Source organism: Morganella sp. BCCO 40_0007, from assembly GCF_032989665.1.
GTDB lineage: Bacteria > Pseudomonadota > Gammaproteobacteria > Enterobacterales > Enterobacteriaceae > Morganella > Morganella sibonii.
The window spans coordinates 190,985-216,464 of the sequence record NZ_JAVBIN010000005.1 but is presented as its reverse complement, the minus strand read 5'-3'; the positions used below and the strand labels follow the sequence as shown (position 1 = coordinate 216,464).

Sequence of the window (25,480 nt, the reverse complement as noted above, 5' to 3'; positions counted from 1 at the left end):
AAGGACAGAGACAGACCGTCTCTGTCCTTTTTTGTTTATGCGGTTAACTCACTGTGTGTAAAAATAAATTTATTCACATCATATAACCCGAGGCTGGTAAGTTTCAGCGTCGGGATCACCGGCAGTGACAGAAATGTCATCTGAATAAACGGCTCGTCCAGCATCACTCCGCAGTCGCGGCAGGCTGCTTTCAGGGATTCGATTTCAGCGGCAATCTCATCCGCCGTTTTATCACTCATCAGCCCGGCGATCGGCAGTGTCGCATGGCTCAGCACCCGTCCGTCAGCCACCACGCACATCCCGCCGCCCCCGGCAATCAGCTGATTCACCGCCAGCGCCATATCCATCGGATCAATACCGGCCACCACAATATTGTGGCTGTCGTGACTGACCGTTGATGCCAGTGCCCCTCGTATCAGGCCGAAGTTATGCAGCAATGCGGTTGCCGGCGGTATCTGACGGCCATAACGTTCAATCACCGCAAGCGAGCAGATGTTATCACAATCGTAGCGGCGACCATCCCAACTGACACGCTGCTCGCAGGTGATTAGTTCATTCGGGATCACACTGATGGCTCGATACTCACGGCCCGCTTCCGGTACAAAGGTCAGAGATTGAGCGGTCACCGCCTGACGGCGGACCGTATTCTGCATCGGCGGACGTGATGCCGCCTGTTTTGCCTCCCGCTCACGCAACAGTGCCGCTTTATCCACCCAGCGGCCGCCGCACATAACGGCCTGAATATCGACCGTTTTCTCATCTCTCAGCAGCACCAGATCCGCCTGTTTCCCCGGAGCCACCAGCCCCAGATTTTTCAGCCCGAAATGCCGTGCGGCAGACCAGCTGGCGACCCGGTAAGCCACATGCACCGGAATCTGATGCTGATTGATCAGACGATACACCAGCGCATTAATATGCCCTTCATGAATGATTTCCCACGGGTTGCGGTCATCTGTGCATAACAGACACTGCGGGCTGCTCATCGCCGTGATCAGCGGTGCCAGTGCATCCAGGTTTCGTGCCGCGGAGCCTTCACGGATCATCAGTGTCATTCCCAGTGCCAGTTTTTCTAATCCTTCCTCATAGCGGTGAGATTCATGGCAGTTTTCTATCCCTCCGGCAATATAACCGTTAAGATCTTTTCCGGTGACCACCGGACAGTGGCCATCCAGTGTCATATCGCGGAATGCATCCAGTTTATCCAGCGTTTCTGCCTCACCGGCAATCACCGCCGGGAAATTCATCATCTCCGCCAGCCCCAGCACATGCGGATGATCTTTATATTGCAGCATCTCCGTCAGCGGAAAATCCGCGCCGTTCACATCACTGCCCGGCAATGCAGGCACACAGGAGCTGACCTGAACAAACTGATTCTGCTGTGCCTGCTCCGCGCAGCGCAGAAACCACTCTATCCCCTCCTTCCCCATCACATTCACAATTTCATGCGGATCACACACTATCGACGTAACCCCCAGCGGCAGTGTGGCGCTTTCAAACGTAACCGGGGTCATCATGCCGGATTCAATGTGCAGGTGAGAGTCGATAAATCCTGGCACAACCACCGCATTTTTACCGTCAACCACCTGATGTGCGGGGGCATCTTTATACACCGGGCCGACACCGGCAATCACCCGCCCGCTTATCACTACCGGCCCCGGAAATTCCCCGCCGTTAATCAGATCCAGTATCCGGACATTATCAATACGATAATCCGCAGGTGCCTCACTGCGTGCCACAGCAAGGAGTGTTGTCATTTCTTCACGGCTGCGCGTGCAGGTGTGCTTATTTTTCTCACTGTTCATCACTGTCCCCTGTTTTTCTCTCACATTGATAATGCGGATTCACGGTGTTCTCTCTGTCCTGTGAGACGTGCCGGAATAAAGGTGATCCCCGCCGCAACTGTTACAAATTATTGCGGCATAACCGGATGATTACGGTTTCTCACGGAAAGTCATTACGATGCTGGCATTGATTATGCATTTATCAGACCAGTTATCTTTTCCCCGGGAGACAGGAGCATAAAATGGATAATCACACACCGGAAAACATCCGGGAAACGGGTGTACTGGGACGTTTATTCCGTTTACAGGCACACGGTACGACTGCAAGAACTGAAGTTATCGCCGGTATAACCACCTTTCTTACCATGGTGTATATCATTTTTGTTAACCCGCAAATTCTCGGCGCCGCCGGGATGGACACACAGGCAGTCTTCGTGACCACCTGTCTGATTGCTGCATTCGGCTGTATTCTGATGGGCTGTCTGGCAAATCTGCCGGTTGCACTGGCACCGGCTATGGGCCTGAACGCCTTTTTTGCTTTCGGCGTGGTTTCTGCCATGGGTTACTCCTGGCAAATCGGGATGGGCGCTATTTTCTGGGGTGCGCTCGGCATGCTGCTGCTGACTCTGTTCCGCATCCGTTACTGGATGATTGCCAATATCCCGCTTGGTCTGCGGGTGGGGATCACCAGTGGTATCGGGCTGTTTATCGCGATGATGGGACTGAAGAATATCGGCCTGGTCGTTCCGAACCCGGACACACTGGTTTCCATGGGCGATCTGACCTCCCACTCCGTCTGGCTCGGTGCTCTGGGCTTTTTTATTATCACTATTCTGGCATCACGCCGCATTCACGCAGCGGTGCTGATCTCTATCGTGGTCACCACACTGATTGGCTGGCTGCTGGGGGATGTCACCTACAACGGTATTTTCTCCATGCCGCCGGATGTCACCAGTGTGCTGGGCAAGGTGGATGTGGCCGGTGCCTTTAATATCGGTCTGTCGGGTATTATTTTCTCGTTTATGCTGGTTAACCTGTTTGACTCATCCGGTACTCTTATCGGGGTAACCGACAAAGCCGGACTGGCAGACAAGGACGGCAAGTTCCCGAATATGCAAAAAGCGTTGTATGTGGACAGTGTCAGTTCAGTGCTCGGCGGTTTTATCGGCACTTCGTCGGTCACCGCCTATATTGAAAGTACCTCAGGGGTTTCTGTCGGCGGACGGACGGGGCTGACAGCCGTAGTGGTCGGGCTGCTGTTCCTGCTGGTGATTTTCCTCTCCCCGCTGGCCGGTATGGTACCTGCCTATGCGGTTGCCGGTGCGCTGATTTATGTCGGGGTATTAATGACATCCAGCCTGGCACGGGTAAACTGGGATGACCTGACAGATGCGGTTCCCGCCTTTATCACCGCAATTATGATGCCGTTCAGTTTCTCAATCACCGACGGTATTGCGCTCGGTTTTATCTCTTACTGTGTGATGAAGCTGGGCACCGGACGTCTGAAAGAGCTGAATCCGTGTGTGATTCTGGTTGCTCTGCTGTTTGTGCTGAAGTTTGTGTTTGTCGATCACTGATGTTTCTGCCGGATGGCGGATATTCCCCTCATCCGGCATTTACTTTGTTTTCTTTTTCAGATGATGGTGCAGCGCCTTAAACGGAATTGCCAGCCCGAGCGTCAGAAAGATAAGGAATACAAACCCCATATTGACATAATCTTCTTTGCTGTTTTCCGCTGTCGGCTCCGGACCTGTATCAACCGGTTCCCCGTCCTCATCAATCCCGAAATCTCCGTGATGATAATCCGCCAGAATATCCTGCGCACGGGTTAATTCATCCTGATTAACCAGCAGTTTTACACCGCCGACCGCCTGTGCATACATCTGATTATTCCAGACAATATTTTCATCCAGCAGCATCACCTCAATCCCTTCCGATTGCAGTAAACCGGCCTCAATCCGGGCATCCAGGGGCGACAGATACTGAGCCAGCAATATATAACGGCTGCGTGTCGGGTGTATGTTCCACATAATACCTCCTTCAGCGGGCTGTATTTCCCTGGCTGAAAAGCCAGGATTCAAACGTGTGGTGTGCGGCGGATTTTTGGATTCCGGCCGGTGTCAGCGCGTAGTAACAGAAAGGATCGGCGATAATTTCCGGGAAAACAATCTGAATTTCCCCTTTTTGCAGGCTGTACTGCAACATATTGCAGGGACCTGCAGCGAACCCCGGCGGCACGGCATCTGTAAACCAGCCTAAGCCAGCAGGCCGATATAAAAAAATATTAACTGCCTCCTTTAAGGATATTGACAATATAAATTTCTGACGAAAATTTTTATTAACGAAAGATGAAGCATGCTGTTTTTACAAACATTGTATTCCTGCGGGATATCCTTTAGCATTTAGTGCTGATAAAAAAATTTAATACTATTCTTAATATTGGCCATTGACCTGATGCTGAAAAAATATAAATACCTTCTGTTATTCGTTACTATCATGCTGCTAAGTTATCTCACCAATACATTTTTGTATCAGCGTGATTCATCGGTTCCGCATTTAGCCACACTATTTTTGATTTTATGTACCATTATTCTTCTGAATAGTAAGCACTGGCTGCCTGCCACTGCAGGATTTATTATTACCCTGGTGTTTTCACTGGAAGTCGGTTATTTCACCGAATTCCATGAACGAATTTCTGCAGGTGTACTCGATTCAGCACTGGAAACCAACAATTCTGAAGCAACACTGATGCTGGAGCACTACTTATACTCCATCATATCTCCGGCCCTGTGCATAAGTGTATTAATTTTTATCTGCTTCCGGAGAAAAAAACTCAGCCTTCCCCGCTGGTTTAAATTATCCCCGCTGGTCGTTTTCAGCTTTCTGACGATTTCTCTGCTCAGAGAGGTCATCCCGGAGTATCGCAATCTATACGTAAATTTCAGGGAGGACCCTTATGAATTGGGTATATACCTCCGGGATAAGTTTCCTGTTGTCACCGGAAATATTATGTATCTTTCTGCCGTTTCCCTCAGCCATGATAAGTATGCGGAGAATTATCCTGACCGGAAACTAAACCAGGTACTGGTGTCTGCCGGAAAACCTCAGAATAAGATCATCATTTTTATCATCGGGGAATCATCATCTCCGTCCAGGTATCATATCTACGGGTATTCCAAAGAAACGACACCTGAGATGGAACGCATTTTTCGGGGTGACAATGCCTGTGTTACAGAGAAAGTACATTCATCTTCTCCGATAACACGAAACTCCATTTCATTATCGCTTTCATTTTACACACCGGAAAGCGAAGAAAATTTATTCCGCCAAAAATCGGTTATAGAAATAGCACAGGATCAGGGATATAAAACCTACTGGCTGGGTGCTCAGTCCCTGGCAGGCGTTAACGGTTCAAAATATGGCTATCTTGCCCAAAGAAATAATACTGTCATTGTGGAAGAGAACAATGACATGAAACTACCCGGGTTATTAAAGCAGGCCTTATCTGAACCGGATGAATATAAGTTTATTATTCTGCATTTATGGGGTAATCACATGCCCTATACAAACTATACAGACACAGAAAAACAACAACTGAATGACACCGGCGACTATGATCTGACCATCCGTCATACCGATAATGTCATTGGCCGGCTTTATGATGAAGTGACATCAGTTACAGATGATTATATCTTTATCTATACTTCTGATCACGGAGAAATTGTCGGCAAAGGCCATGGCTTTTCCAAAGGTGCGGAACAATTCCTGATTCCATTTTTATATAAGTCAGAGAATCCTTCTTATAACTGTGAATTTGTTGAAAAATACCGCAATAAAGATGGATGGCTCAGCGGGTTGATGAACAAATATATTTTATCTGAACTATTTGGCTATTCATTAGACCCGTCAATTGTCGAACAGGATAAGCAGCATGATCGGATACTTTCAACTGATGGCTCTGCAATTCCGTTCTCTTCTTATTTTGACAAGAATAAGTAAGCAGCAATATCCCGGTCAGTCATAAACCACCGGACAGACCGGATACTGCATGCCGGCCTGTCACTTCAGGTATACTGTCACCCGCCATTAACGATTGACAGGACAGAGCGGAAATGGTTTATTTCGTTACGGGAGTTATTTTTACATCAACATCAGACATATAAAAACATTTGTGACTGAATAATCAGTAATATACTAAGAGTCGATTATATGAGCAGTAACGCTTTAGTCTCGGTCATCATACCGGCATACAATGCTGAAAAATTTATCGGCCGCTCACTGGACAGTGTGATAAGACAGACCTACCCGGCGGTTGAAATAATCATTATTGATGATGGTTCGTCAGATAACACAGCCTCCGTCTGCCGGGCTTATATGGACAGACATGAGCACATCCGATATATCAGGAAACAAAACGGTGGTGTTTCTTCCGCACGCAATGAAGGTATTAAAGCAGCCTCCGGATATTATATCTGCTTTCTGGACAGTGATGACACATATGAACCGGGTTTTATCAGCACTCTGGTCAATAAAATCACACAGGATAACCGGGACTTCGCTTACTGTTTATTCAGAAAAATACATTCCGACAATCATACGACACAATCAGTATGCTATGATAACACAGATTCCGTTATTACTGACTTTCTTAACTTTGATTATTTTGATATTTGCTGTTTAATGCTGAAAAAAGAGTTTTTGGATAGGAATAATGTAATTTTTGATTCATCCATGGTTGTGGGAGAAGATGTTTTATTTATCCTTGAATGCCTGAATAAAGGCTCATTCTCTTATATAAAAGAATATTTGTATAATTATATTTATCACAGCGAGTCACTGATGAATAAAAAATGGAAGAAAGAAGATTATATCAGTGATCTCGATGCATGGAAAAAAATCCTTTCTTACATTGCTGAAACTTATAATAAACCGGATAAGTCATCCGTTTTCAGCAAAGTCCGTGCTAAAGTATTGAGCCTACAGATTCAGTTTATGTGGAACATGCTGGCCACCGGTCTTTATTCTGATTTAAAGTCTTATATCAAAGACTTCAGATACCACAAATCTGATTTTACTTTAATCAAAAAGCCAGGGAAAAATAAATTTCGTCTGAATGTTATATTATCCGGTAATACTTTCGTGTGGCGTATAGCGCGGAAAACACTGACAAAGAAAAAGAATATTATTCCTGCCGGTTAGGTCTATATAACAGGGAGCATCAGGTTATTATATTACCTGAACATCCCCTGTTATTCTGTATGAATCTGTTACGGCATCCTCTATCAGATTAATCTGTAAAAACATTGTCACCTTCTCTTTCTTCGTATTCTTTTTTTTCATTTTGTTTTTGTTTAACCATACCCGCAGATACTCTCCCTGTTTTTCGTAAACATCCTAAATTTTCACTGTGACTCTTATGTTACAGTCAATACACGGTAAATATACAGGGAACCGTATTTCCATGAAGAATTGGATATTTTTAGCCTGGATGCTGAGTCTTCCGTTTACATCTTATGCTTATACTCATGAACACGCTCCGAAAGAGCAGGCCATGTCATACGTCATTAAATACTCGGGCAGTCAGACTGATGAGGGGAAAGAAAAAGCACTTAATCAGTTTGATACACTGATCCGCCAGTACCCTGATGATATTGCACTGCGTCAGCTCTACAGCGATTTACTGATTGTGGATAACCGCTATGAAAAGGCGATCACTCAACTGAAAATTGTATATCAGAATACCGGAATTCCGTCACTGAAACTGATGGAGTGCATGTTAACCGAGCGTATTAAATTGCCTCATAATGTCTGTTACCGGGAAGTGATTTCTGTATTTGAACAGAGTGATATCCGTGATTTTGATTATCTTCTGGCGTTGTATCTGAGTGAATCTCCGGATTTCGAGCGGTATAAAGATCGCTGGCTGGAAACACATACATTATCGGAAGAACAGAAAAAAGTGATTGCATTACAGCCGCGTATGCTGGTTAATGCCTATTACCCTTAATATTATTTCTGCCGGATTATATTGCGTGATAATACGTAATTATCAGTAATCATTATTCTGCCGGAGCAATAAAAACAGGAGTGTTATCATGCCGTTTTTACATAAAAGAATGCACCTGACAGCAGGTGATACTGTGGTGGTGGATTGTGGTCGTTCATGCAATGTTTTAATGATGACCAAAATGAATTTTAATCAGTTCCGGAAAGGAATGCCGTTTCGTACCCATGGCGGCAGCGGTTTTTTTCATGAGCTTCCTGCCAGAATGGTGGTGCCTTTTGATGCTGACTGGAATATCACGCTGGATATTGAAGATGGTGCGATGACTGTCGAACACGCCATTACCATCGAGCCGCACGCCGATAAAGCCATTGCAAAAAAATAACCGGGCGGCACAGCAGTATTCCCCGCAGAGAATATATGCTGCGGGGCGGTGTTTATAACGCCAGTAATTTATCCAGCCCGGCCGTTTTCTCTGAATGGCGGGAAACAAAACAGAGCTGATACCAGAGAGAACCGCTTTCCGACTGTAATTTTTCCGTGTAAAACGCATTGGCGGATAATGCACGGATAAGCTGCCCGGTTTTATAAAGTGTCACAGCCATAACAAGCGCGGATAATGCCCCGGCCAGCGTGGTCAGGCTGAATACGTCTGCCTCTGTCCGGAGATACTGAACCAGCAGCAGAGCAATAAAGCCAGCCTGTGTAATCCCTTTCACTATCAGCAGGCGGGAAAAAAAGTCTTTCATATTTTGCTCAAGTGCAAAACACGGATTTTTTAAAATCGCCCGCTCTTCTTTCACCGGTATACTGTAAACATACACTATCCAATGGCTGATATCATGACTGCGGGATACCAGCCCCTTCTCTTTTAAAGTATGTAAACGGAGGGACACCACCAGCTGCCAGACAATACCGTAAAATAACAACCAGAGCAGAAAAGCATTCATGCCCGAAAAACCGGTAAGTACAGCGAGTAATATAAAAAAGGCGGCTCTTCCTGAATAGAGCCAGTAAGGAACAACCTGGTAATTCATCGTCGTTCCCTGTGTTTTTTTGTCCATAAATACGATCCCTCAATAAAAAATACTCCTGTGATATATCGCCAGTATAACCGGAAAGCCCCCAAAATATACTATTCTGACCCGCAACCGCAGATTTCCGTTTTCTTATTAATGTTAATGAAAAAAATGCCGCTTTCTTTCGTTATACACACTGATACAATATTATTTTCACCCATAAAAAAACTAATGCGAAACAATAGCAGATAACCTATATTTACTATCAACCCCATGAATTTAACGGAAAATTCCGCGTTACTCATTCTGAGAAATGTGTCACACTATTCGCTGATAACACCATTTTTGAATGAATAAAAATAATGGTTATTTTTTAGCTTAACGGATTTGTTTATGGACGAAAAAACGCCTGCCACGCCGCCGCGCGGCGAACTCAAACGCAGTTTAACCAACCGGCATATCCAGCTGATTTCAATCAGCGGGGCAATCGGCACCGGGTTATTTATGGGCTCCGGTAAAACTATTTCGCTGGCAGGCCCTTCTGTATTATTTGTTTATATGATAATCGGGTTTGTGCTGTTCTTTGTTATGCGGGCAATGGGCGAGATCCTGCTGTCGAACCTGAATTATAAATCGTTCAGTGATTTTGCCGGTGATCTGATCGGTCCGTGGGCCGGTTTTTTTGTCGGCTGGACTTACTGGTTCTGCTGGGTTATCACCGGGATTGCCGATGTGGTGGCCATTACCGGATATATCATGCACTGGGCACCTGATTTTCCGCGCTGGGTCAGTTCACTGCTCTGTATTCTGCTGCTGTTGTCTCTCAACCTGGCGACCGTTAAATTATTCGGCGAGATGGAATTCTGGTTCTCCATGATAAAAATCGTCGCGATTGTGGGGCTGATTGTCATCGGCGGTATCCTGATCGGCACACACTTTGTCTCACCGGAGGGGCATCAGGCAGCATTATCCAATATCTGGTCTGACGGCGGTATGTTCCCGAAAGGGATAATCGGGTTCTTTGCCGGATTCCAGATAGCGATCTTTGCCTTTGTCGGTATCGAGCTGGTGGGCACGGCCGCAGCGGAAACCCGCGACCCGGTAAAATCCCTGCCGCGAGCCATTAATGCGATTCCGTTCCGTATCATTGCATTCTATGTACTGGCACTGATCATTATTATGTCTGTCACACCGTGGCGTTCAATCCCTGCGGATAAAAGCCCGTTTGTGGAACTGTTTATTATGATCGGGGTACCGGCGGCAGCCAGTCTGGTGAACTTTGTGGTGCTGACAGCCGCGGCATCCTCCGCAAACAGCGGTGTGTTTTCCACCAGCCGGATGTTGTTCGGATTAGCCAAACAAGGCAGTGCACCAAAACAGTTCTGCCGTCTGTCCAAACAGTCCGTACCGGCAACAGGGCTGATTTTTACCTGCATCTGTTTGTCTGTCGGGGTCATTCTGCTCTATTTTATTCCTGATGTGATGCATGTCTTTACCCTGGTAACGACGGTATCAGCGATCCTGTTTATGTTTATCTGGAGCATGATCCTGTACAGCTACATTATGTTCCGCCGCCGTCGTCCGGAGCTGCATGCCGCATCCGTCTATAAGGTACCGTTCGGCAGCTGGATACCGTGGGTTTGTCTGTCTTTCTTTGCTTTTGTGATTGTTCTTCTGACACTGGAAACCGATACCCGCCAGGCACTGATTGCCACACCGCTGTGGTTTATCCTGCTGGCTTTGGGTTACCGGAAAGTCAAAAAACACCGCCTTAAGGAAGCATAAAATCAGAAGATAAAAAAATCCCGGCAACGCCGGGATTTTGTTTTCAAGACTATGTTATTCCGTCCGTCCGAGGTAACGATCTTCTGCCTCAGAGAAACGCCCCTGAACAGATTTATCCGGCTCACGGCCTGCCAGGCTGACCACCACAATGGCAATACCTGCCAGAATAAAGCCCGGAATAATTTCATATAAATTAAACCACTTATATTCAATCCAGATAAGGACAGTAACCGCACCGGTGAACATTCCCGCCAGCGCACCGTTACGGGTCATCCGCTTCCAGATAACAGAGAACAGGATCACCGGTCCGAATGCCGCACCGAACCCGGCCCATGCATTACTGACCAGCCCCAGCACTTTGTTGTTTTTATCCATCGCAATGTAGATAGCAATCGCCGCAATCACCAGCACCATAATACGCCCGACCAGCACCATCTCTTTTTGTGAGGCATTTTTGCGGAAAAACGGCTTGTAGATATCTTCCGTCAGAGCGCTGGCACTGACCAGTAACTGACAGCTCAGGGTACTCATGACCGCTGCCAGAATAGCAGAGAGCAGAATACCGGCAATCCACGGATTAAATAAGATGGATGTCAGGCTCATGAAAATCCGCTCGCGGTTTTCAGTAACCGATCCCGCCAGTTCCGGATTCTGCTGGAAGAAAGCAATACCGAAGAAACCGACACAGATTGTCCCCGCGAGGCAGAGTACCATCCAGGTCATACTGATACGTCGTGCACTGCGGATGGTGTGATGAGAATCCGCCGCCATAAAGCGCGCCAGGATATGCGGCTGCCCGAAATAACCCAGCCCCCAGCCCAGCAGAGAGATAATCGCGACAATATCCAGCCCGCGGAACATATCCACATATGCCGGGCTTTTCGCCTCAATAATCGCCAGCGCGGTATCAAACCCGCCGACGGACGTAATCACCATAACAGGTGTCAGAATCAGGGCGAAAATCATCAGGGTGGCCTGTACGGTATCTGTCCAGCTCACCGCAAGGAATCCGCCGAGGAAGGTATACGCAATGGTTGCCCCTGCCCCGAGCCACATGGCTTTTTCATAACTGATGCCGAATGTGCTTTCAAACAGCAGCCCGCCGGCCACGATGCCGGACGCACAGTAAATGGTAAAGAAAATCAGGATCACGGCCGCAGAGACAATCCGCAGAATACGGCTTTTGTCCTCAAAACGCTGCGTAAAATAATCCGGCAGCGTCAGCGCATTATTGACTTCCGTCTGAAGACGCAGGCGTCCGGCAACAATCCGCCAGTTAAGCCAGGCGCCGATACACAGACCGATGGCAATCCAGGATTCGGAAATACCGGAGAAAAAAACCACTCCGGGTAATCCCATCAGCAGCCAGCCGCTCATATCAGAGGCACCGGCAGATAATGCCGTCACAAAACTGCCCATCCGGCGGCCGCCGAGAATATAGTCGTCGAAGTTATTGGTGGAGCGGTAGGCCATATAGCCGATGAACAGCATCCCGGCGATATAGACAATAAATGTCACAATCAGCGGTGTGGTCAGCGTCATTGTCATAATTAAGTTCCTGTACTGAATTTATAGTCCGTCATGTATCAGCATTGCGTGTACCAATCGCTGTACAGGATGTGCGCGCACCAGTGTCACAGTGTTGCACACCGCCTCAGCCATCCCTGGTCTGCACAGACAATGCCCCGTTAATTATCATTATTTGTTAAATCGGTGATGAGTTGTGTTCAGCCCGATAGTAACGACAACAACAATAAAACAACAATTAATTAACGATATTAAAGTGAAAATTTGTGATTTTTATCACGGGATGTATTATCAGAAAGTGATGCAGTTAATCACTTGTTCTGATTATTATACGCCTTAAAATCGATAATATACTATTGTTATATAATGATTTTATTTTAACCAGTACGGTTTATTAATTAATCATTTTCTCCGATCAGTATAAAACAGCGACATTATTCACACTTTATGCATCTCGTTATTTAACAATGTTGCACAAAGTTGCAACCTCATAGATATTAATGTGCAACGCATGACCTGTTGCCGTTTATGAGGAGTGAACATGGTGAGTACCACAATGGGCGTCAGACTGGATGAGGAAACCCGTGAGCGGATCAAAGCTGCGGCACAAAAAATCGATCGTACGCCACACTGGCTGATCAGACAGGCTATTTTTGATTATCTGACTCAGCTCGATTCTTTACCGGACGGCACACTGCCCGCTGCCGGTGTCTCTTCCGCACCGGAAGATGAAACCGCGCCGGCTGAGCCGCCGGTCAGCCGCCAGCCGTTTCTGGCATTTGCCGGCGATATTCTGCCGCAATCTGTTACCCGTGCAGCCATCACATCCGCCTACCGCATTCCGGAACCGGAAGCTGTGGCCATGCTGCTGCCGCAGGCACAACTCTCCCCGGAGGCTGCGCAGGCAACCCATAAGCTGGCTTACGGGCTGGCAGAAAAACTGCGTAATCAGAAAAACAGCAGCGGACGCGCCGGGCTGGTGCAGGGACTGCTTCAGGAATTCTCCCTCTCCTCTCAGGAAGGGATCGCACTGATGTGTCTGGCGGAAGCGCTGCTGCGTATTCCGGATAAAGCCACCCGTGATGTGCTGATCCGCGATAAAATCAGCCACGGTGACTGGAATTCCCACCTCGGCCAGAGCAAATCCATGTTCGTCAATGCGGCCACATGGGGACTGCTGTTCACCGGTAAACTGGTTTCCACCCATAATGAAGCGGGACTGAGCCGCTCACTGAACCGCATCCTGGGCAAAAGTGGTGAGCCGCTGGTGCGTAAAGGTGTGGATATGGCGATGCGCCTGATGGGTGAACAGTTTGTCACCGGTGAAACTATCGCCCGCGCACTGGCAAATGCCCGCAAAAATGAAGCCAAAGGCTTCCGTTATTCCTACGATATGCTGGGGGAAGCGGCGCTGACAGAGGCCGATGCGCAGGCTTATCTGGTTTCTTATCAGCAGGCGATTCACGCCATCGGCAAAGCTTCCGCCGGACGCGGTATTTATGAAGGGCCGGGGATCTCCATCAAACTGTCCGCCCTGCACCCGCGCTACAGCCGTGCGCAGTATGATCGTGTCATGTCTGAACTTTATCCGATCCTGCGTGATCTGGTGGTGATGGCGCGTCAGTACGACATCGGCATTAATATTGATGCGGAAGAAGCTGACCGCCTGGAAATCTCCCTCGATTTACTGGAAAAACTCTGTTTTGACCCGCAGCTTGCAGGCTGGAACGGTATCGGTTTTGTAATCCAGGCCTACCAGAAACGCTGCCCGGTGGTGGTGGATTACCTGATAGATCTGGCGTCGCGCAGCCACCGCCGCCTGATGATCAGGCTGGTAAAAGGCGCTTACTGGGACAGCGAAGTCAAACGTGCTCAGGTGGACGGACTGGAAGGTTATCCGGTTTATACCCGCAAGGTTTATACGGATATCTCCTACCTCGCCTGTGCCCGTAAGCTGCTGTCAGTACCGAATCTGATTTATCCGCAGTTTGCCACCCACAACGCCCATACGTTATCGGCCATTTATCAGCTGGCGGGCAATAACTATTATCCCGGCCAGTATGAATTCCAGTGCCTGCACGGCATGGGCGAACCACTGTACGAGCAGGTGGTCGGCAAAGTGGCGGATGGCAAACTGAACCGGCCGTGCCGTGTGTATGCCCCTGTCGGCACCCATGAAACACTGCTGGCCTATCTGGTACGCCGCCTGCTGGAAAACGGCGCAAATACCTCCTTTGTAAACCGGATCGCCGACGGCACTATTCCGCTGGAAATGCTGGTGGAAGACCCGGTTACCGCTGTTCAGGCGATGGCAGCCAAAGAAGGCGCGGTCGGTCTGCCGCATCCGAAAATTCCGCTGCCGCGTAATCTGTACGGCAGTTCACGGGTCAATGCCGCAGGTTTAGATCTGAGTAACGAACACCGCCTGGCATCACTGTCGAGCGCCCTGCTCAGTCACGCCGGTGATAACCTGCTCTGTGAACCGCTTACCGGCGGGACATTCACGTCCGCCGCACCGGCAGACACACAACCGGTGAGAAACCCGGCGGATCATCACGATATCGTCGGGCAGGTTCGTCCGGCGGCGGAAGATGAAGTGAATCATGCAATTGCCGCCGCATCTGATGCAGCAGAGATCTGGTTTGCCACACCGCCGCAGGATCGGGCAGAAATCCTTATCCGTGCCGCACAACTGATGGAAGCACAGTTACAGCCATTACTCGGAATTCTGGTGCGTGAGGCCGGTAAGACCTTTGCCAACGCTATTGCCGAAGTCCGTGAAGCCGTTGATTTCCTGAATTATTATGCCGCACAGGTGAAAACGCATTTTGCCGGTGATACGCATCGTCCGCTGGGGCCTGTAGTCTGTATCAGCCCGTGGAACTTCCCGCTGGCGATTTTTACCGGCCAGGTTGCCGCCGCCCTCGCCGCCGGAAATCCGGTACTGGCAAAACCGGCGGAACAAACTCCGCTGGTGGCATCGGTCGCCGTTTCACTGCTGCATGATGCCGGTGTACCACGTGATGTCCTGCAACTGCTGCCGGGAGACGGTGAAACCGTCGGTAACCAGCTGGTGTGTGATCCGCGTGTTCAGGGCGTGATGTTTACCGGCTCCACGGCGGTCGCAAAAATTTTACAGCGCAATCTGGCTGCCCGTCTGAGCAGCGAAGGCCGGGTCATCCCGCTGATCGCCGAAACCGGTGGTCTGAATGCGATGGTGGTGGATTCCTCCGCCCTGACAGAACAGGTGGTGACAGATGTGGTCAGCTCGGCCTTTGACAGTGCGGGACAACGCTGTTCGGCGTTGCGCCTGCTCTGTATTCAGGAGGATGTGGCTGACCGCACCATTGAAATGCTGAAAGGCGCGATGGCAGAATGCCGCCTCGGCAACCCGGATGTGCTGGCTACCGATATCGGCCCGGTGATTGATGAAGAGGCCCATAACGGTATCCGTCAGCATATTCAGCAGATGCGCGGCAAAGGCAGACCGGTGTATCAGTCAGCTTTCGGTATGGATGCCGGTGCGCCGGAACTCCTGAACGGCACCTTTATCCCGCCGACACTGATTGAGCTGGATGATGTGTCTGAACTGACCCGGGAAATTTTCGGCCCGGTGCTGCATGTGATCCGTTACCCGCGCGATACCCTGCCGGAACTGGCGGAGAAAATTAACGCCGCCGGTTACGGGCTGACATTCGGTATCCACACCCGTATCGACGAAACCATTGCACAACTGACACAACAGATTGAAGCCGGTAATATTTATGTTAACCGCAACATTGTCGGCGCAGTGGTCGGGGTTCAGCCGTTCGGTGGCGAGGGGCTTTCCGGCACCGGTCCGAAAGCCGGCGGGCCGCTTTATCTCCATCGCCTTCTGGCGGAACAGCCTGATGATTCAGTGGTGACACTTCTGGCAGAACAGGACGATCGCAATCCGCCGGATGTGACAGCACGGACTCCGTTGCTGGCGCCGTTTAATACATTCCTTGCCTGGCTGGAGGCACAGCGCCGCCACGATGTGCTGACCGCAGTCAGCCGTTACGGTGAATTGTCACAGGCCGGAACCTGCCGTCTGCTGCCGGGACCGACCGGGGAGCGCAACAGTTATTACCTGCTGCCGCGCGGAACCATTCTCGGCCTGAATGATTCAGAACAGGATGCCCTGCTGCAACTGGGTGCCACGCTGGCATCAGGTTGTCGTCAGCTCTGGCCGGCGGCGGAACACACCCGTTCACTGTATAACGCACTGCCGGACAGTGTCCGTGCGCAAATCACCCTGACGGAAGACTGGTCAGCGGAGACGGTGGTCTTTAACGGTGTGATTTTCCACGGTGACAGCGACCACTTACAGGCGCTGAACCATACTGTTGCCGCACGCAGCGGAGAAATTGTGCCGGTTGCGGGCCTCAGTCACGGTGACACAAACATTCCGCTGATGCTGTTACTGCATGAACGTGCTGTCAGTGTGAATACGGCTGCGGCGGGCGGAAATGCCAGCCTGATGACGATCGGCTGATGACTATCGGCTGATAATCACCGGGTCTTAAAACGGAAAAAGGGAACGAAAGTTCCCTTTGTTTTATCAGTAAATGATAAAAAGTGGTCTGACAGAAAAATCAGTGCTTGCCCTGCCAGTCAAGATACTGTTCGTACTTGCGCAGTGCAATATTGTAGTTGCTCAGTGCTGAGTCCGATAAATCTTCACTCAGCTGTGCCTGGATAATTTCAGTGGAAAATTCCGTGGTCGCTGGGAAAGCTTTGGAGGACAGCAGCTCATCGAGACGGCGCAGACGGACAACATATTCGCGTACGGTGCTGTGGCTCATTTCTGTTTCTTCAAACAGATACTGTTTGAATGCCATGATATCGAAATAATCGGTTGCACTGTTGCAGTAGATCTCGCTGCAAAAACGGCAGAGTGCCACAAATTTGTCCTGTAAGCCCATCCAGGTGGTGTCATCGATCATATCTGTCATTTCAGAAATAGCTTCTTTATTGATCAGCTGACCGTTGAAAACCAGAGAGATGCGATCGAGGGTTTTGTGGCAATGACTGCAGTGAGTCTGACTGTGTTTGAAATCTTTAATGTAACGGCTTACGGGCCGTTTCTTTTGTTTTGAAACAGACATATTCTGGCGCCTTGTGTAGTCTAGTCTAATAAAATAAATCAAAGATAAAGTCAAAGTTACTTCATGGATTTTAAGCGCGCCCGCAGCCTTTTGATTGCCTGGCTGTGTAACTGGCTGACGCGGGATTCCCCCACTTCCAGCACTGCGCCTATCTCCTTAAGGTTCAGCTCTTCCTGATAGTAAAGAGTCAGAACCAGTTTTTCACGTTCAGGCAGTTGTTTTATCGCCTCAACCACCTGGTGACGCAAACTCTCGTCTACCAACAAACCGAGCGGGTTGCCCCCGTCATCATCATCACGGACGGGTTCGCAGCTCTCACCGTGGATTTCGTGCCACTCATCGTAAGAAAACAGCTGGCTGTTGTTGGTATCGGTTAACACCTGACGGTATTCCGCGATATCCATCTGTAACGAATCAGCGATTTCCTGTTCAGTGGCTGCGCGCCCCAGAGACTGCTCGAGCGCACGCACGGCTTTGGTTATTTCCCGCGCCTGACGGCGCACACTGCGGGGAGCCCAGTCTCTCCCCCGCAATTCATCCAGCATTGCCCCGCGAACCCGTTGTACCGCATAGGTTGCAAAGGTCGCCCCCTGCATGGCGTCAAAACGTTCAACTGCATGCAGCAAGCCGATACCCCCGGCCTGAATTAAGTCGTCAATATCAACGCTTGCCGGTAATCTTACCTGCAATTTCAGGGCTTCGTGCCGGATAAGGGGATAATAACGCTCCCACAGGCTATTTTTGTTGATAACACCTTCGGCGGTATACAAATCACTCACAACCTGAAACACCCTTCGAGATTCATGAAAGGCTTTTATTATCGTGCCCGAAAAAGATTTCAATCCGGTGAGTAGTGAGGTAAATCACGCCTTATTTGCCTTATCCTAAATCACCTCATTAACAAATAGCAATACTCTCTTTCATTTTTATCATATATTTTGCAAAATTCCGGTTATTTTATATGACAAAAAGAAAAATAGGCGTTCATTAATAGAATAAAAAAACAAATAGTTAGAATATTATTTGTTCTGTTATGGGTAACATCTATAAAAAAAGGTCAGAATATTCTGACCTTTTAAATACCTTAAAGCAACTACGTAAATTAACGTAACAGGCTCAGAACACCCTGAGGAACCTGGTTTGCCTGTGCCAGAACAGCGGTACCCGCCTGCTGCAGGATCTGACCACGGCTCATGTTAGACACTTCTGTTGCGAAGTCAGCATCCTGGATACGGCTGCGTGCTGCGCTCAGGTTGTTAACAGAGTTGTTCAGGTTGTTAATGGTAGACTGCATACGGTTCTGGAATGCACCCAGTTTTGAACGGTATGAGTCAACGGTTTTCAGTGCTTCATCCAGTTTTTTGGTGGTTGCATCATTCAGAGTTTTTACTTCTGTCTCAGTTTTAGCATTAACAACATCAGTGGTCATCTTCAGAGTAGCTTCAGTTTTCAGACCATCTGCAGGCGTACCAGGTGTTTTCTCTTGAGTATCAAAGGAAATATCTACTTTGTAGTATTTGTCGCCATCTTTCGCATAATACGTATCAGATTTAGCGTCTTTAAAGATTGCTGCTGTAGAAGCTGAACCATCTGCTTTCACCACTTTGACTGTAGTATCACCAGCTGCTGCGCCATTTTGGAATGCGGCTTCATCTTTCAGGGCACCGGTAGCAATTGCAGCATCTTTAACAGTTGTAAACTGCTCTAATGTGAAATCTTTCAGACCCAGTTTATCCAGGTCAATTTTCTGCATATCCAGTTCGATGGTTTCACCATCATTTGCACCAACCTGGAAGTTCATTTTAGTGCCCTGCTCTAGCACTTTGATGCCGTTGAACTGAGTTTGTTCAGAAATACGTTTGATTTCTGACAGGCGCTCGTTCACTTCTTCCTGGATAGAACCGATATCGCTTTGTGAGTTAGTGCCGTTTTTCGCCTGTACAGTCAGTTCACGGATACGCTGGATGTTATCGTTGATTTCGTTAACGGCACCTTCAGCGGTCTGTGCAATAGAGATGCCGTCGTTAGCGTTACGGGAAGCCTGAGTCAGACCTTTCACGTTAGAGGTGAAACGGTTAGCGATTGCCTGGCCTGCAGCATCATCTTTTGCGCTGTTGATACGTGAACCTGAAGACAGGCGCTCGATGGCTGTACCCAGTACGCCTTGTGAACGGTTTAAGTTGTTCTGAGTAGTCAGAGACAGAATGTTAGTATTGATAACCTGTGCCATGATATATGTCCTTGTTATTGAAAATAATAAACAGCGTTTATCTGTTTGGCTTTCTGATTTTCGCCAGCAATAACACTATCGGCACCCTGAGAGGCCACTTTAGGTTTTTTAGTAAATAATTTTATAAAATCGTCGCTGAATTCTTTTCTGAAAAAACAAAAAAGACCGGAACGGATGTTCCGGCCAAATAATAAAACAGAGGAATTACTTGATTTATAAGCTTATATTATTAACCACGCAGAAGGCTCATCACATTGTTAGGTATTGCATTTGCCTGCGCCAGTACCGCCGTACCTGCCTGCTGTAAAATCTGACCACGACTCATATTAGAGACTTCCGTCGCAAAATCTGCATCCTGAATACGGCTGCGTGCTGAGCTCAGGTTGTTAACGGAGTTGTTCAGGTTATTGATCGTGGATTGCAGACGGTTCTGGAATGCACCCAGCTGGCTGCGCTGTGTATCTACTTTGGATAATGCTTTATCCAGTGTATCCAGCGGACTTTTGTCATCAAGCGCTTTTTTGTCAGCCGCATCTAACTCCGCCACATTTTCAATTTTCAGCTCTGCTTTGGTCGCACCCGCAGCACCAGATGCTGCCGTCGCAGTAATATCTGCTTTTAATGTGATATCTTTACCATCCACTTTACCCTGAATATAGACTTTGGATTTATCAACCGAACCATCCGCTTTAACCTGATAAGAAACTTTGGCACCTTGAACATCTTTACCGTTAAACTGGATATTCTTCAGTGCATCTTCTGCAACTTTTTGTGCTTCCGCCTCAGTACCTGTACCTTTAAGATCGGGGACAAAGTCACCTGCTGACAATGTTGGCCCGAATCTGGACGCTGAAATATCCAGTTTATCCAGACCCAGAGCTTCACGATCCACCTTTTTCAAATCAATATCAATCGTTTCACCGTCGTTGGTACCGACCTGGAACGTCATTTTATTATCGGCGGACAGCACTTTAATGCCATTAAACTGTGTTTGTTCAGAGATACGGTCAATCTCTTTCATGCGCTGATCAACTTCTTCTTTAATAGAGCTGATATCACTTTCAGAGTTTGTGCCGTTTTGTGCCTGTACAGTCAGTTCACGGATACGCTGGATATTGTCATTAATTTCATTGACTGCGCCCTCCGTTACCTGCGCCAGAGAAATACCATCGCTGGCATTACGGGAAGCCTGAGTCAGACCTTTGACGTTAGCAGTAAATCGGTTGGCAATCGCCTGGCCTGCCGCATCATCTTTCGCACTGTTAATACGGGAGCCGGAAGAAAGGCGCTCAATAGCAGTCCCTAACGCACCCTGTGAACGATTTAAATTATTCTGGGTAACCAGTGACAGAACATTGGTATTAATAACTTGTGCCATAATGATATTTCCTTTTTTTGTATGAAATAATGTGAATTATTTTCTGCCGCCGCAGCGGGGTAATACTGTTAACGGGCGATTATTCACTTTATTTACAGACAAAAAGCCGCATTATTATCAATATATGGCAATTTTATCTGTGAGTTATTTTTTGTACATAGTTGAACCAGATTGCTAATCTGCAATGTTTGCTTTGCTTCCTTATCTTAATGATGACAATAGCCCTGCTTTCTCTGCGTAACTCCGCCCATCATTTTTTGTCGTTAACGCTAAAATTCTGTCACTGCCAACCGATAACTAGGTAAGACCAATTAAATTCAATGGAGAAGGACATGGCAGGAATATCATCATTAGGCATCGGTGCGGGAATGGATCTCAATGCGCAATTGGACATGCTGGAAAAAGCGGAAATGCGCCGTCTTGAGCCATTGACTGCCCAAAAAACTGAATGCGAAGCTCAGATAAGTGCTTTCGGCAAATTACAGGCGGCGCTGGAAAAATTAAAATCCGCGTCTGAAGGCCTGAAAAAATACGAAGATATCAGCACCACCAAAGTCAGCGGTGAATATGACAGTTTTGATGTCACCACTGACGGTAAAGCTGTACCGGGTGTTTATGATATCCGGGTGGATCAATTAGCAAAATCGCAAACTATTGCGACCAAAGGCCAGGACAGCAATAAAAATAATCTTGGAAACGGTAATGCAGAACGGACTATCACCATTTCCCAGGGTGACGGTAGCGATCCGAAAAAAACCTTCACTATCAAGCTGGATAAAGATCATACATCGCTGATTGAAATCGCAGATGCTATTAATAAAGCAGATAAAGGTGTAACAGCTGCCGTCATTAAAACTGCTGACGGTAAATACACGCTTTCGATGTCATCAAAAACAGAAGGTACTGACAGCCGGATTTCTGTCAATGTAACGAATGATGACCAATTAAATGACATTTTAGCGATCAATTATGACTCCAATGGTGCGATAGATAAATCCAATACTAAAATGGATGAAAAAGTCGCACCGAAAAATTCGAAATTTACTATCAATGGTTTTGATTTTGAAGAACAGACAAACACCATCAAGGATAAATTTCCCGGCTTAATCATTACATTAAAAAAAGTAAGTAAAAACAAAGAAGAAGAACACTTATCTGTCGGCGCAGACAGTGAACCTGCAAAGAAAAAAATCAAAGAGTGGGTGGACGCTTACAATGAGTATCAGAAACTTTGCAAGGAACTGACTAAATATACCCAAACTGAAAGCGGAGAGGCAGCCGATAAAAGTAATGGTCCGCTGATAGGCGATTCTACTCTGCGCGGCATTCAAAATACTATCCGTGCGCAGATCAGAACACCCAACGGTAAGGGTGAAATTAACACCATGAGTAAAATGGGTATTAAGCAAAAAGTAGATGGTACCCTGGAGATTGATGACAAAGTACTGGATAAGGCACTGAAAGAAAATGGTTCCAGTGTAAAAGAGTTCTTTGCCGGTGACGGAAAGAAAACCGGCTTTGCCACAGAGAATTTTAACTATCTGAAAAAAACATTAGACGGCCGTGAAGGTACGATTCATAACGCCACCGACGGTCTGGAGAAAAAGAAAAAAGGTATCGATAAACGTATCGAGCAAACCACCAAACAAATCGAAAACACCATGGATTTGTATCGCCGTCAATTCCAGAATCTGGATAAAATGATAAACTCCCTGAGTGGCACCACACAAGCACTCGGCAGAATGTTAGGTTAAAAATAATATGTATCAGCGCAAGGCAAATCAGGCTTATCAGCAAGTTAATCTTGAAAGTGAAATTACCAATGCCTCGCCTTATCAGTTGATCCGGATTTTGTTTAACGGGGCGCTCAGCGCCCTTCGTCGCAGCGAAATCTTTATGGAGCAGAATGATATTGCCGCCAAAGGTAATGAATTATCAAAAGCTATTAATATTATTGATAATGGTCTGAAACAGGCTCTGGATTATGATGCCGGCGGTGAGCTGGCACATAATTTGTCCTCTTTGTATGACTATATGATTATGCGGTTACTCAACGCAAATATCGAAAATAACGTGGCCTACGTAAAAGAGGTCTATCAACTGCTCTCCGATCTCGCGGCAACATGGCAACAAATCGGGGCAAATGTGGATGAAAGATAATCAGGTGAGTATTCAAACAACCATCAATTTACACGATATATACCAACATGTACTGGCACTGAGTGAACAACTCGTTACCCTGGCCAAAAACAGTGAATGGGATGATTTGATTTCCCGTGAAACTGATTATGTTTGCGCGGTTGAACACCTGACTCAGTTATCTCATGAACTGGAAAAAGAACAACCTGTTACCGGTGAACTGGTGGAAATACTGCAGGCTATTATTGAAAACGAACGGGTAACAAAAATCTATTTGCAGGATCACCTCAACTTTCTGAGTAAAGAAATAAAAAAGCTTGACCAACAACGGGTGATTAATAAAAGTTACGGGCAATTCAGTGACCCGGATTATTACATTAATGTTAAACCAGCAGAATAAAATTTTTTGATCAGTGCGGTGTCTTAAAATAATGAAAAAATGGCCTGATCAGTTCTTGCCGGACAGTTGTTCCCTGTCCGGCAGGAACTTTTTGCTATCCGTTGGTATTTTTTACACCGGGTTTCGCACAGTTCCCCAAAAATAAACCCGCCATTACCGCAGCAAAACCACCGATAATACTGACCAGCAGATAGGTTATTCCGGTGCCCAACAGCGCCGGGGATGACATTATTTCAAAGGTTCCGTACACAAAACTGCTGAACGTGGATAGCCCGCCCATAATACCGGTTGCCACCAGCGCATTTACATACTGATTAATCCGGTTGCGCTGTAACAATGCTGCCGTTATTCCCAGCAGAAATGAGGCAATAATATTGGCCGCCAGAATATCAAGCGGAAACCCGTCACTCAGAGACGGCACACCCAGCATCAGTAACTCGCGGCAGATTGCGCCGAATGCGCCGCCAATAAAAATAAGAATCACCATATTCATATTGCTGTCCTCATGCCGCCAGCCAGACACCCAGTGCCGCGGCTGCCAGACCCGCCACAACCGAGAGCAATAAATACACGAAAGCCAGCATCCGCTGTTTTGAATTCACCAGTTTTGCCGCATCCAGCTGCATACTGCTGAATGTGGTATAACCACCGAGAATACCGGTCAGAACAGCCGCATGCAGGAATGAACCAAAGCGGTCATGCCAGTCAATGACGAATAATGTGCTTAAAAAACCGATAATAAAAGCACCGGAGATATTAATAATAAAGGTGCCCAGCGGGAAATGACCGTGATAACGCTCACCGGTCAGTTTACCGACCCACCAGCGCAGTAATGATCCGCTGCCGCCGCCGATACCGACCCAGAAAATATCAATTGCTGTCATATAAGCCTCACCTGTAAAGACCATCTTCAGGAGAAATACGTACAGCTGATAGTGTAGATCCTCTCTCTTTACTTCTCAATGGCCAGAGTGAAACCGGCTGAATTTGTACAAAGATACCTGAACTGTAATCCGGTTACAGGTTATACCCTGTAATATTCTGTGTTTATACGAAGAACGGATACCAATAATTGACAATCAGGAGAAAAATACTTCCCCCGCCCGCCAGTGCAGCGACTGCCGGATAACGCTGATGCCGTAGTCTGGCGATTACCGGCTCCCGCAGCATATTACGGTAAAAACGGATAAGGTCAGCGAGGAATATCAGCGACAACACAACCAGAAAGAATGTACCTGCCAGATAAAGCGTATTCCAATATTCAGCGGAAACAGGTGGTACCCGCTGATCGTTATTTATCCATTTTGCCAGCATAATTCCGGTTACCGTATACAACGCGGTTCTGAAATAAAAACCGGCCAGCATCATTATAATTTTTATCAATGACTTATATTCTTTCATTCACACTCTTTATATGGATAAAAAAATCAGCTATACGGAACTAATCTTGTTTTTGCACTGTCGAAAATAAAGTGAAAGTACACTATTTTAACACACATTAAGGACAACTGATGAAATCAGCCTATGTTATTGCCCCACTCTTCTTATTAATGGCAGGATGCAGTCAGAATACCCTGACAGAGACAGCAGCAGATAATACCAAAACGCTCTATATTGATGCTGAACTGGCAGACTGTGTTGGTGTCGCGCCGATGAAATGCATGAAAGTAAAAGAATCACCGGATGCGGACTGGGAATTCTTCTATCAGAATATTGACGGTTTTACTTATGAACCGGGATATCAGTACCGTGTGTCTGTCAAAACCACCAATGTACCGAATCCGCCTGCGGACGCACCCAATATCCGTTATCAGTTAATCTCTGTACTGAATAAAGATCCGGTTCCGGCAAAAGGTGCAAATATTGGTATGGCAAATCCGGCATCCGTCTATTGCCAGAAATCCGGCGGTAAAACAGAAATCGTAAAAGCAGAATCAGGCTGGACCGGTTACTGTAATTTACCGGGCGGTGAGCGGGTTGAAGAATGGACTTATTACCGCAAAAATCATAAATAAGCCGATCAAAAAGAGCGGGATCTGAAGTGACCCGCTCTCTTTATTTATCTGCGATAACAAAAAATGTGCTTTG

The 25,480-nt window shown here is 47.3% G+C and carries 23 protein-coding genes; 11 read left to right on the top strand and 12 right to left on the bottom strand.

The genetic code is table 11. The features are described from left to right. Window positions 1-35: 35 nt before the first annotated feature. Window positions 36-1,802, bottom strand: a complete 1,767-nt coding sequence (gene adeD, locus R5268_RS07990; protein WP_317419133.1) for an adenine deaminase — start codon at window positions 1,800-1,802, stop codon at window positions 36-38. A gap of 221 nt (window positions 1,803-2,023) precedes the next feature. Between adeD and R5268_RS07985 the strand changes: the two genes are divergently transcribed. Further along, window positions 2,024-3,358, top strand: coding sequence for an NCS2 family permease (locus tag R5268_RS07985; RefSeq protein ID WP_046892387.1), 1,335 nt, complete (start codon window positions 2,024-2,026; stop codon window positions 3,356-3,358). Between the two features lie 39 nt (window positions 3,359-3,397). Here the strand turns inward: R5268_RS07985 and R5268_RS07980 are convergent, their stop codons facing one another. Both R5268_RS07980 and R5268_RS07975 read right to left on the bottom strand, forming a co-directional pair. Continuing rightward, window positions 3,398-3,811, bottom strand: a complete 414-nt coding sequence (locus tag R5268_RS07980; RefSeq protein WP_317419132.1) for a putative signal transducing protein — start codon at window positions 3,809-3,811, stop codon at window positions 3,398-3,400. Between the two features lie 10 nt (window positions 3,812-3,821). Continuing rightward, window positions 3,822-3,986: a hypothetical protein gene (locus R5268_RS07975; protein ID WP_218455426.1), complete on the bottom strand. Its 165-nt coding sequence runs from the start codon at window positions 3,984-3,986 to the stop codon at window positions 3,822-3,824. A 234-nt stretch (window positions 3,987-4,220) separates the two neighbouring features. Between R5268_RS07975 and R5268_RS07970 the strand changes: the two genes are divergently transcribed. From R5268_RS07970 to R5268_RS07955, 4 genes are all read left to right on the top strand, one after another. Next, the gene (locus R5268_RS07970; RefSeq protein ID WP_317419131.1) at window positions 4,221-5,780 is read left to right on the top strand and encodes a phosphoethanolamine transferase; all 1,560 of its coding nucleotides are present in this window, start codon (window positions 4,221-4,223) and stop codon (window positions 5,778-5,780) included. A 210-nt stretch (window positions 5,781-5,990) separates the two neighbouring features. After that, complete coding sequence (locus R5268_RS07965) at window positions 5,991-6,980, top strand: glycosyltransferase family 2 protein (RefSeq protein WP_317419130.1); 990 nt, start codon at window positions 5,991-5,993, stop codon at window positions 6,978-6,980. Between the two features lie 352 nt (window positions 6,981-7,332). Next, window positions 7,333-7,788, top strand: coding sequence for a hypothetical protein (locus R5268_RS07960; protein ID WP_046892390.1), 456 nt, complete (start codon window positions 7,333-7,335; stop codon window positions 7,786-7,788). Window positions 7,789-7,876: 88 nt separating this feature from the next. Then, a complete protein-coding gene (locus R5268_RS07955) occupies window positions 7,877-8,170 on the top strand; it encodes a DUF1883 domain-containing protein (RefSeq protein WP_046892391.1) in 294 nt (97 codons plus the stop codon). Between the two features lie 52 nt (window positions 8,171-8,222). Here the strand turns inward: R5268_RS07955 and R5268_RS07950 are convergent, their stop codons facing one another. Continuing rightward, window positions 8,223-8,849 (bottom strand): hypothetical protein, encoded by a 627-nt coding sequence (locus R5268_RS07950; RefSeq protein WP_317419129.1) that lies wholly within the window; start codon window positions 8,847-8,849, stop codon window positions 8,223-8,225. Window positions 8,850-9,197: 348 nt separating this feature from the next. On the opposite strand from R5268_RS07950, the gene cycA reads away from it, so the two are divergent. Then, window positions 9,198-10,589 carry a D-serine/D-alanine/glycine transporter gene (gene cycA / locus R5268_RS07945; protein WP_317419128.1) on the top strand — a complete coding sequence of 464 codons (1,392 nt, stop codon included), beginning with the start codon at window positions 9,198-9,200 and terminating at the stop codon, window positions 10,587-10,589. A gap of 54 nt (window positions 10,590-10,643) precedes the next feature. On the opposite strand, the gene putP is transcribed toward cycA, so the two are convergent. Continuing rightward, window positions 10,644-12,131, bottom strand: a complete 1,488-nt coding sequence (gene putP / locus R5268_RS07940; protein ID WP_181257615.1) for a sodium/proline symporter PutP — start codon at window positions 12,129-12,131, stop codon at window positions 10,644-10,646. Between the two features lie 526 nt (window positions 12,132-12,657). Here putP and putA point away from each other — a divergent pair. Continuing rightward, window positions 12,658-16,632: a trifunctional transcriptional regulator/proline dehydrogenase/L-glutamate gamma-semialdehyde dehydrogenase gene (gene putA / locus R5268_RS07935; protein WP_317419127.1), complete on the top strand. Its 3,975-nt coding sequence runs from the start codon at window positions 12,658-12,660 to the stop codon at window positions 16,630-16,632. A 100-nt stretch (window positions 16,633-16,732) separates the two neighbouring features. Here the strand turns inward: putA and fliZ are convergent, their stop codons facing one another. From fliZ to R5268_RS07915, 4 genes are all read right to left on the bottom strand, one after another. After that, on the bottom strand, window positions 16,733-17,245 hold the full coding sequence (gene fliZ, locus R5268_RS07930; protein ID WP_004236794.1) for a flagella biosynthesis regulatory protein FliZ: 513 nt from the start codon (window positions 17,243-17,245) through the stop codon (window positions 16,733-16,735). Between the two features lie 56 nt (window positions 17,246-17,301). After that, complete coding sequence (locus R5268_RS07925) at window positions 17,302-18,024, bottom strand: RNA polymerase sigma factor FliA (protein WP_046892681.1); 723 nt, start codon at window positions 18,022-18,024, stop codon at window positions 17,302-17,304. A gap of 323 nt (window positions 18,025-18,347) precedes the next feature. Next, window positions 18,348-19,475, bottom strand: a complete 1,128-nt coding sequence (locus tag R5268_RS07920; protein WP_317419126.1) for a FliC/FljB family flagellin — start codon at window positions 19,473-19,475, stop codon at window positions 18,348-18,350. Between the two features lie 229 nt (window positions 19,476-19,704). After that, window positions 19,705-20,853: a FliC/FljB family flagellin gene (locus tag R5268_RS07915; RefSeq protein ID WP_317419125.1), complete on the bottom strand. Its 1,149-nt coding sequence runs from the start codon at window positions 20,851-20,853 to the stop codon at window positions 19,705-19,707. A gap of 332 nt (window positions 20,854-21,185) precedes the next feature. Between R5268_RS07915 and fliD the strand changes: the two genes are divergently transcribed. From fliD to fliT, 3 genes are read left to right on the top strand one after another with little or no spacing between them, the layout of a single operon-like run. Beyond that, on the top strand, window positions 21,186-22,607 hold the full coding sequence (fliD, locus tag R5268_RS07910; protein WP_317419124.1) for a flagellar filament capping protein FliD: 1,422 nt from the start codon (window positions 21,186-21,188) through the stop codon (window positions 22,605-22,607). Window positions 22,608-22,614: 7 nt separating this feature from the next. Then, window positions 22,615-23,013, top strand: coding sequence for a flagellar export chaperone FliS (fliS, locus tag R5268_RS07905; protein ID WP_317419123.1), 399 nt, complete (start codon window positions 22,615-22,617; stop codon window positions 23,011-23,013). Further along, window positions 23,003-23,392 carry a flagellar protein FliT gene (fliT, locus tag R5268_RS07900; RefSeq protein WP_317419122.1) on the top strand — a complete coding sequence of 130 codons (390 nt, stop codon included), beginning with the start codon at window positions 23,003-23,005 and terminating at the stop codon, window positions 23,390-23,392. The genes fliS and fliT overlap by 11 nt, the downstream gene beginning before the upstream one ends. A 94-nt stretch (window positions 23,393-23,486) precedes the next feature. Here the strand turns inward: fliT and R5268_RS07895 are convergent, their stop codons facing one another. From R5268_RS07895 to R5268_RS07885, 3 genes are all read right to left on the bottom strand, one after another. Further along, window positions 23,487-23,885, bottom strand: a complete 399-nt coding sequence (locus R5268_RS07895) for a CrcB family protein (protein WP_317419121.1) — start codon at window positions 23,883-23,885, stop codon at window positions 23,487-23,489. Window positions 23,886-23,895: 10 nt separating this feature from the next. Beyond that, complete coding sequence (gene crcB, locus R5268_RS07890) at window positions 23,896-24,276, bottom strand: fluoride efflux transporter CrcB (protein WP_317419120.1); 381 nt, start codon at window positions 24,274-24,276, stop codon at window positions 23,896-23,898. Between the two features lie 163 nt (window positions 24,277-24,439). Continuing rightward, window positions 24,440-24,793 (bottom strand): hypothetical protein, encoded by a 354-nt coding sequence (locus R5268_RS07885; RefSeq protein ID WP_317419119.1) that lies wholly within the window; start codon window positions 24,791-24,793, stop codon window positions 24,440-24,442. A gap of 110 nt (window positions 24,794-24,903) precedes the next feature. On the opposite strand from R5268_RS07885, the gene R5268_RS07880 reads away from it, so the two are divergent. Beyond that, window positions 24,904-25,407 carry a DUF4377 domain-containing protein gene (locus tag R5268_RS07880; RefSeq protein ID WP_107679388.1) on the top strand — a complete coding sequence of 168 codons (504 nt, stop codon included), beginning with the start codon at window positions 24,904-24,906 and terminating at the stop codon, window positions 25,405-25,407. Window positions 25,408-25,480 lie beyond the last annotated feature (73 nt).

What these genes read in the sequence shown, in the direction of transcription:
- putP (WP_181257615.1), bottom strand. Translation starts at nt 12,131, where the DNA reads ATGACGCTGACCACACCGCTGATTGTGACATTTATTGTCTATATCGCC.
- R5268_RS07985 (WP_046892387.1), top strand. Translation starts at nt 2,024, where the DNA reads ATGGATAATCACACACCGGAAAACATCCGGGAAACGGGTGTACTGGGA.
- R5268_RS07915 (WP_317419125.1), bottom strand. Translation starts at nt 20,853, where the DNA reads ATGGCACAAGTTATTAATACCAATGTTCTGTCACTGGTTACCCAGAAT.
- R5268_RS07980 (WP_317419132.1), bottom strand. Translation starts at nt 3,811, where the DNA reads ATGTGGAACATACACCCGACACGCAGCCGTTATATATTGCTGGCTCAG.
- R5268_RS07965 (WP_317419130.1), top strand. Translation starts at nt 5,991, where the DNA reads ATGAGCAGTAACGCTTTAGTCTCGGTCATCATACCGGCATACAATGCT.
- R5268_RS07960 (WP_046892390.1), top strand. Translation starts at nt 7,333, where the DNA reads ATGTCATACGTCATTAAATACTCGGGCAGTCAGACTGATGAGGGGAAA.
- R5268_RS07975 (WP_218455426.1), bottom strand. Translation starts at nt 3,986, where the DNA reads ATGTTGCAGTACAGCCTGCAAAAAGGGGAAATTCAGATTGTTTTCCCG.
- fliD (WP_317419124.1), top strand. Translation starts at nt 21,186, where the DNA reads ATGGCAGGAATATCATCATTAGGCATCGGTGCGGGAATGGATCTCAAT.
- putA (WP_317419127.1), top strand. Translation starts at nt 12,658, where the DNA reads ATGGTGAGTACCACAATGGGCGTCAGACTGGATGAGGAAACCCGTGAG.
- R5268_RS07920 (WP_317419126.1), bottom strand. Translation starts at nt 19,475, where the DNA reads ATGGCACAGGTTATCAATACTAACATTCTGTCTCTGACTACTCAGAAC.
- adeD (WP_317419133.1), bottom strand. Translation starts at nt 1,802, where the DNA reads ATGAACAGTGAGAAAAATAAGCACACCTGCACGCGCAGCCGTGAAGAA.
- R5268_RS07885 (WP_317419119.1), bottom strand. Translation starts at nt 24,793, where the DNA reads ATGAAAGAATATAAGTCATTGATAAAAATTATAATGATGCTGGCCGGT.
- cycA (WP_317419128.1), top strand. Translation starts at nt 9,198, where the DNA reads ATGGACGAAAAAACGCCTGCCACGCCGCCGCGCGGCGAACTCAAACGC.
- R5268_RS07950 (WP_317419129.1), bottom strand. Translation starts at nt 8,849, where the DNA reads ATGGACAAAAAAACACAGGGAACGACGATGAATTACCAGGTTGTTCCT.
- R5268_RS07955 (WP_046892391.1), top strand. Translation starts at nt 7,877, where the DNA reads ATGCCGTTTTTACATAAAAGAATGCACCTGACAGCAGGTGATACTGTG.
- R5268_RS07895 (WP_317419121.1), bottom strand. Translation starts at nt 23,885, where the DNA reads ATGAATATGGTGATTCTTATTTTTATTGGCGGCGCATTCGGCGCAATC.
- crcB (WP_317419120.1), bottom strand. Translation starts at nt 24,276, where the DNA reads ATGACAGCAATTGATATTTTCTGGGTCGGTATCGGCGGCGGCAGCGGA.
- fliT (WP_317419122.1), top strand. Translation starts at nt 23,003, where the DNA reads ATGAAAGATAATCAGGTGAGTATTCAAACAACCATCAATTTACACGAT.
- fliZ (WP_004236794.1), bottom strand. Translation starts at nt 17,245, where the DNA reads ATGTCTGTTTCAAAACAAAAGAAACGGCCCGTAAGCCGTTACATTAAA.
- R5268_RS07880 (WP_107679388.1), top strand. Translation starts at nt 24,904, where the DNA reads ATGAAATCAGCCTATGTTATTGCCCCACTCTTCTTATTAATGGCAGGA.
- fliS (WP_317419123.1), top strand. Translation starts at nt 22,615, where the DNA reads ATGTATCAGCGCAAGGCAAATCAGGCTTATCAGCAAGTTAATCTTGAA.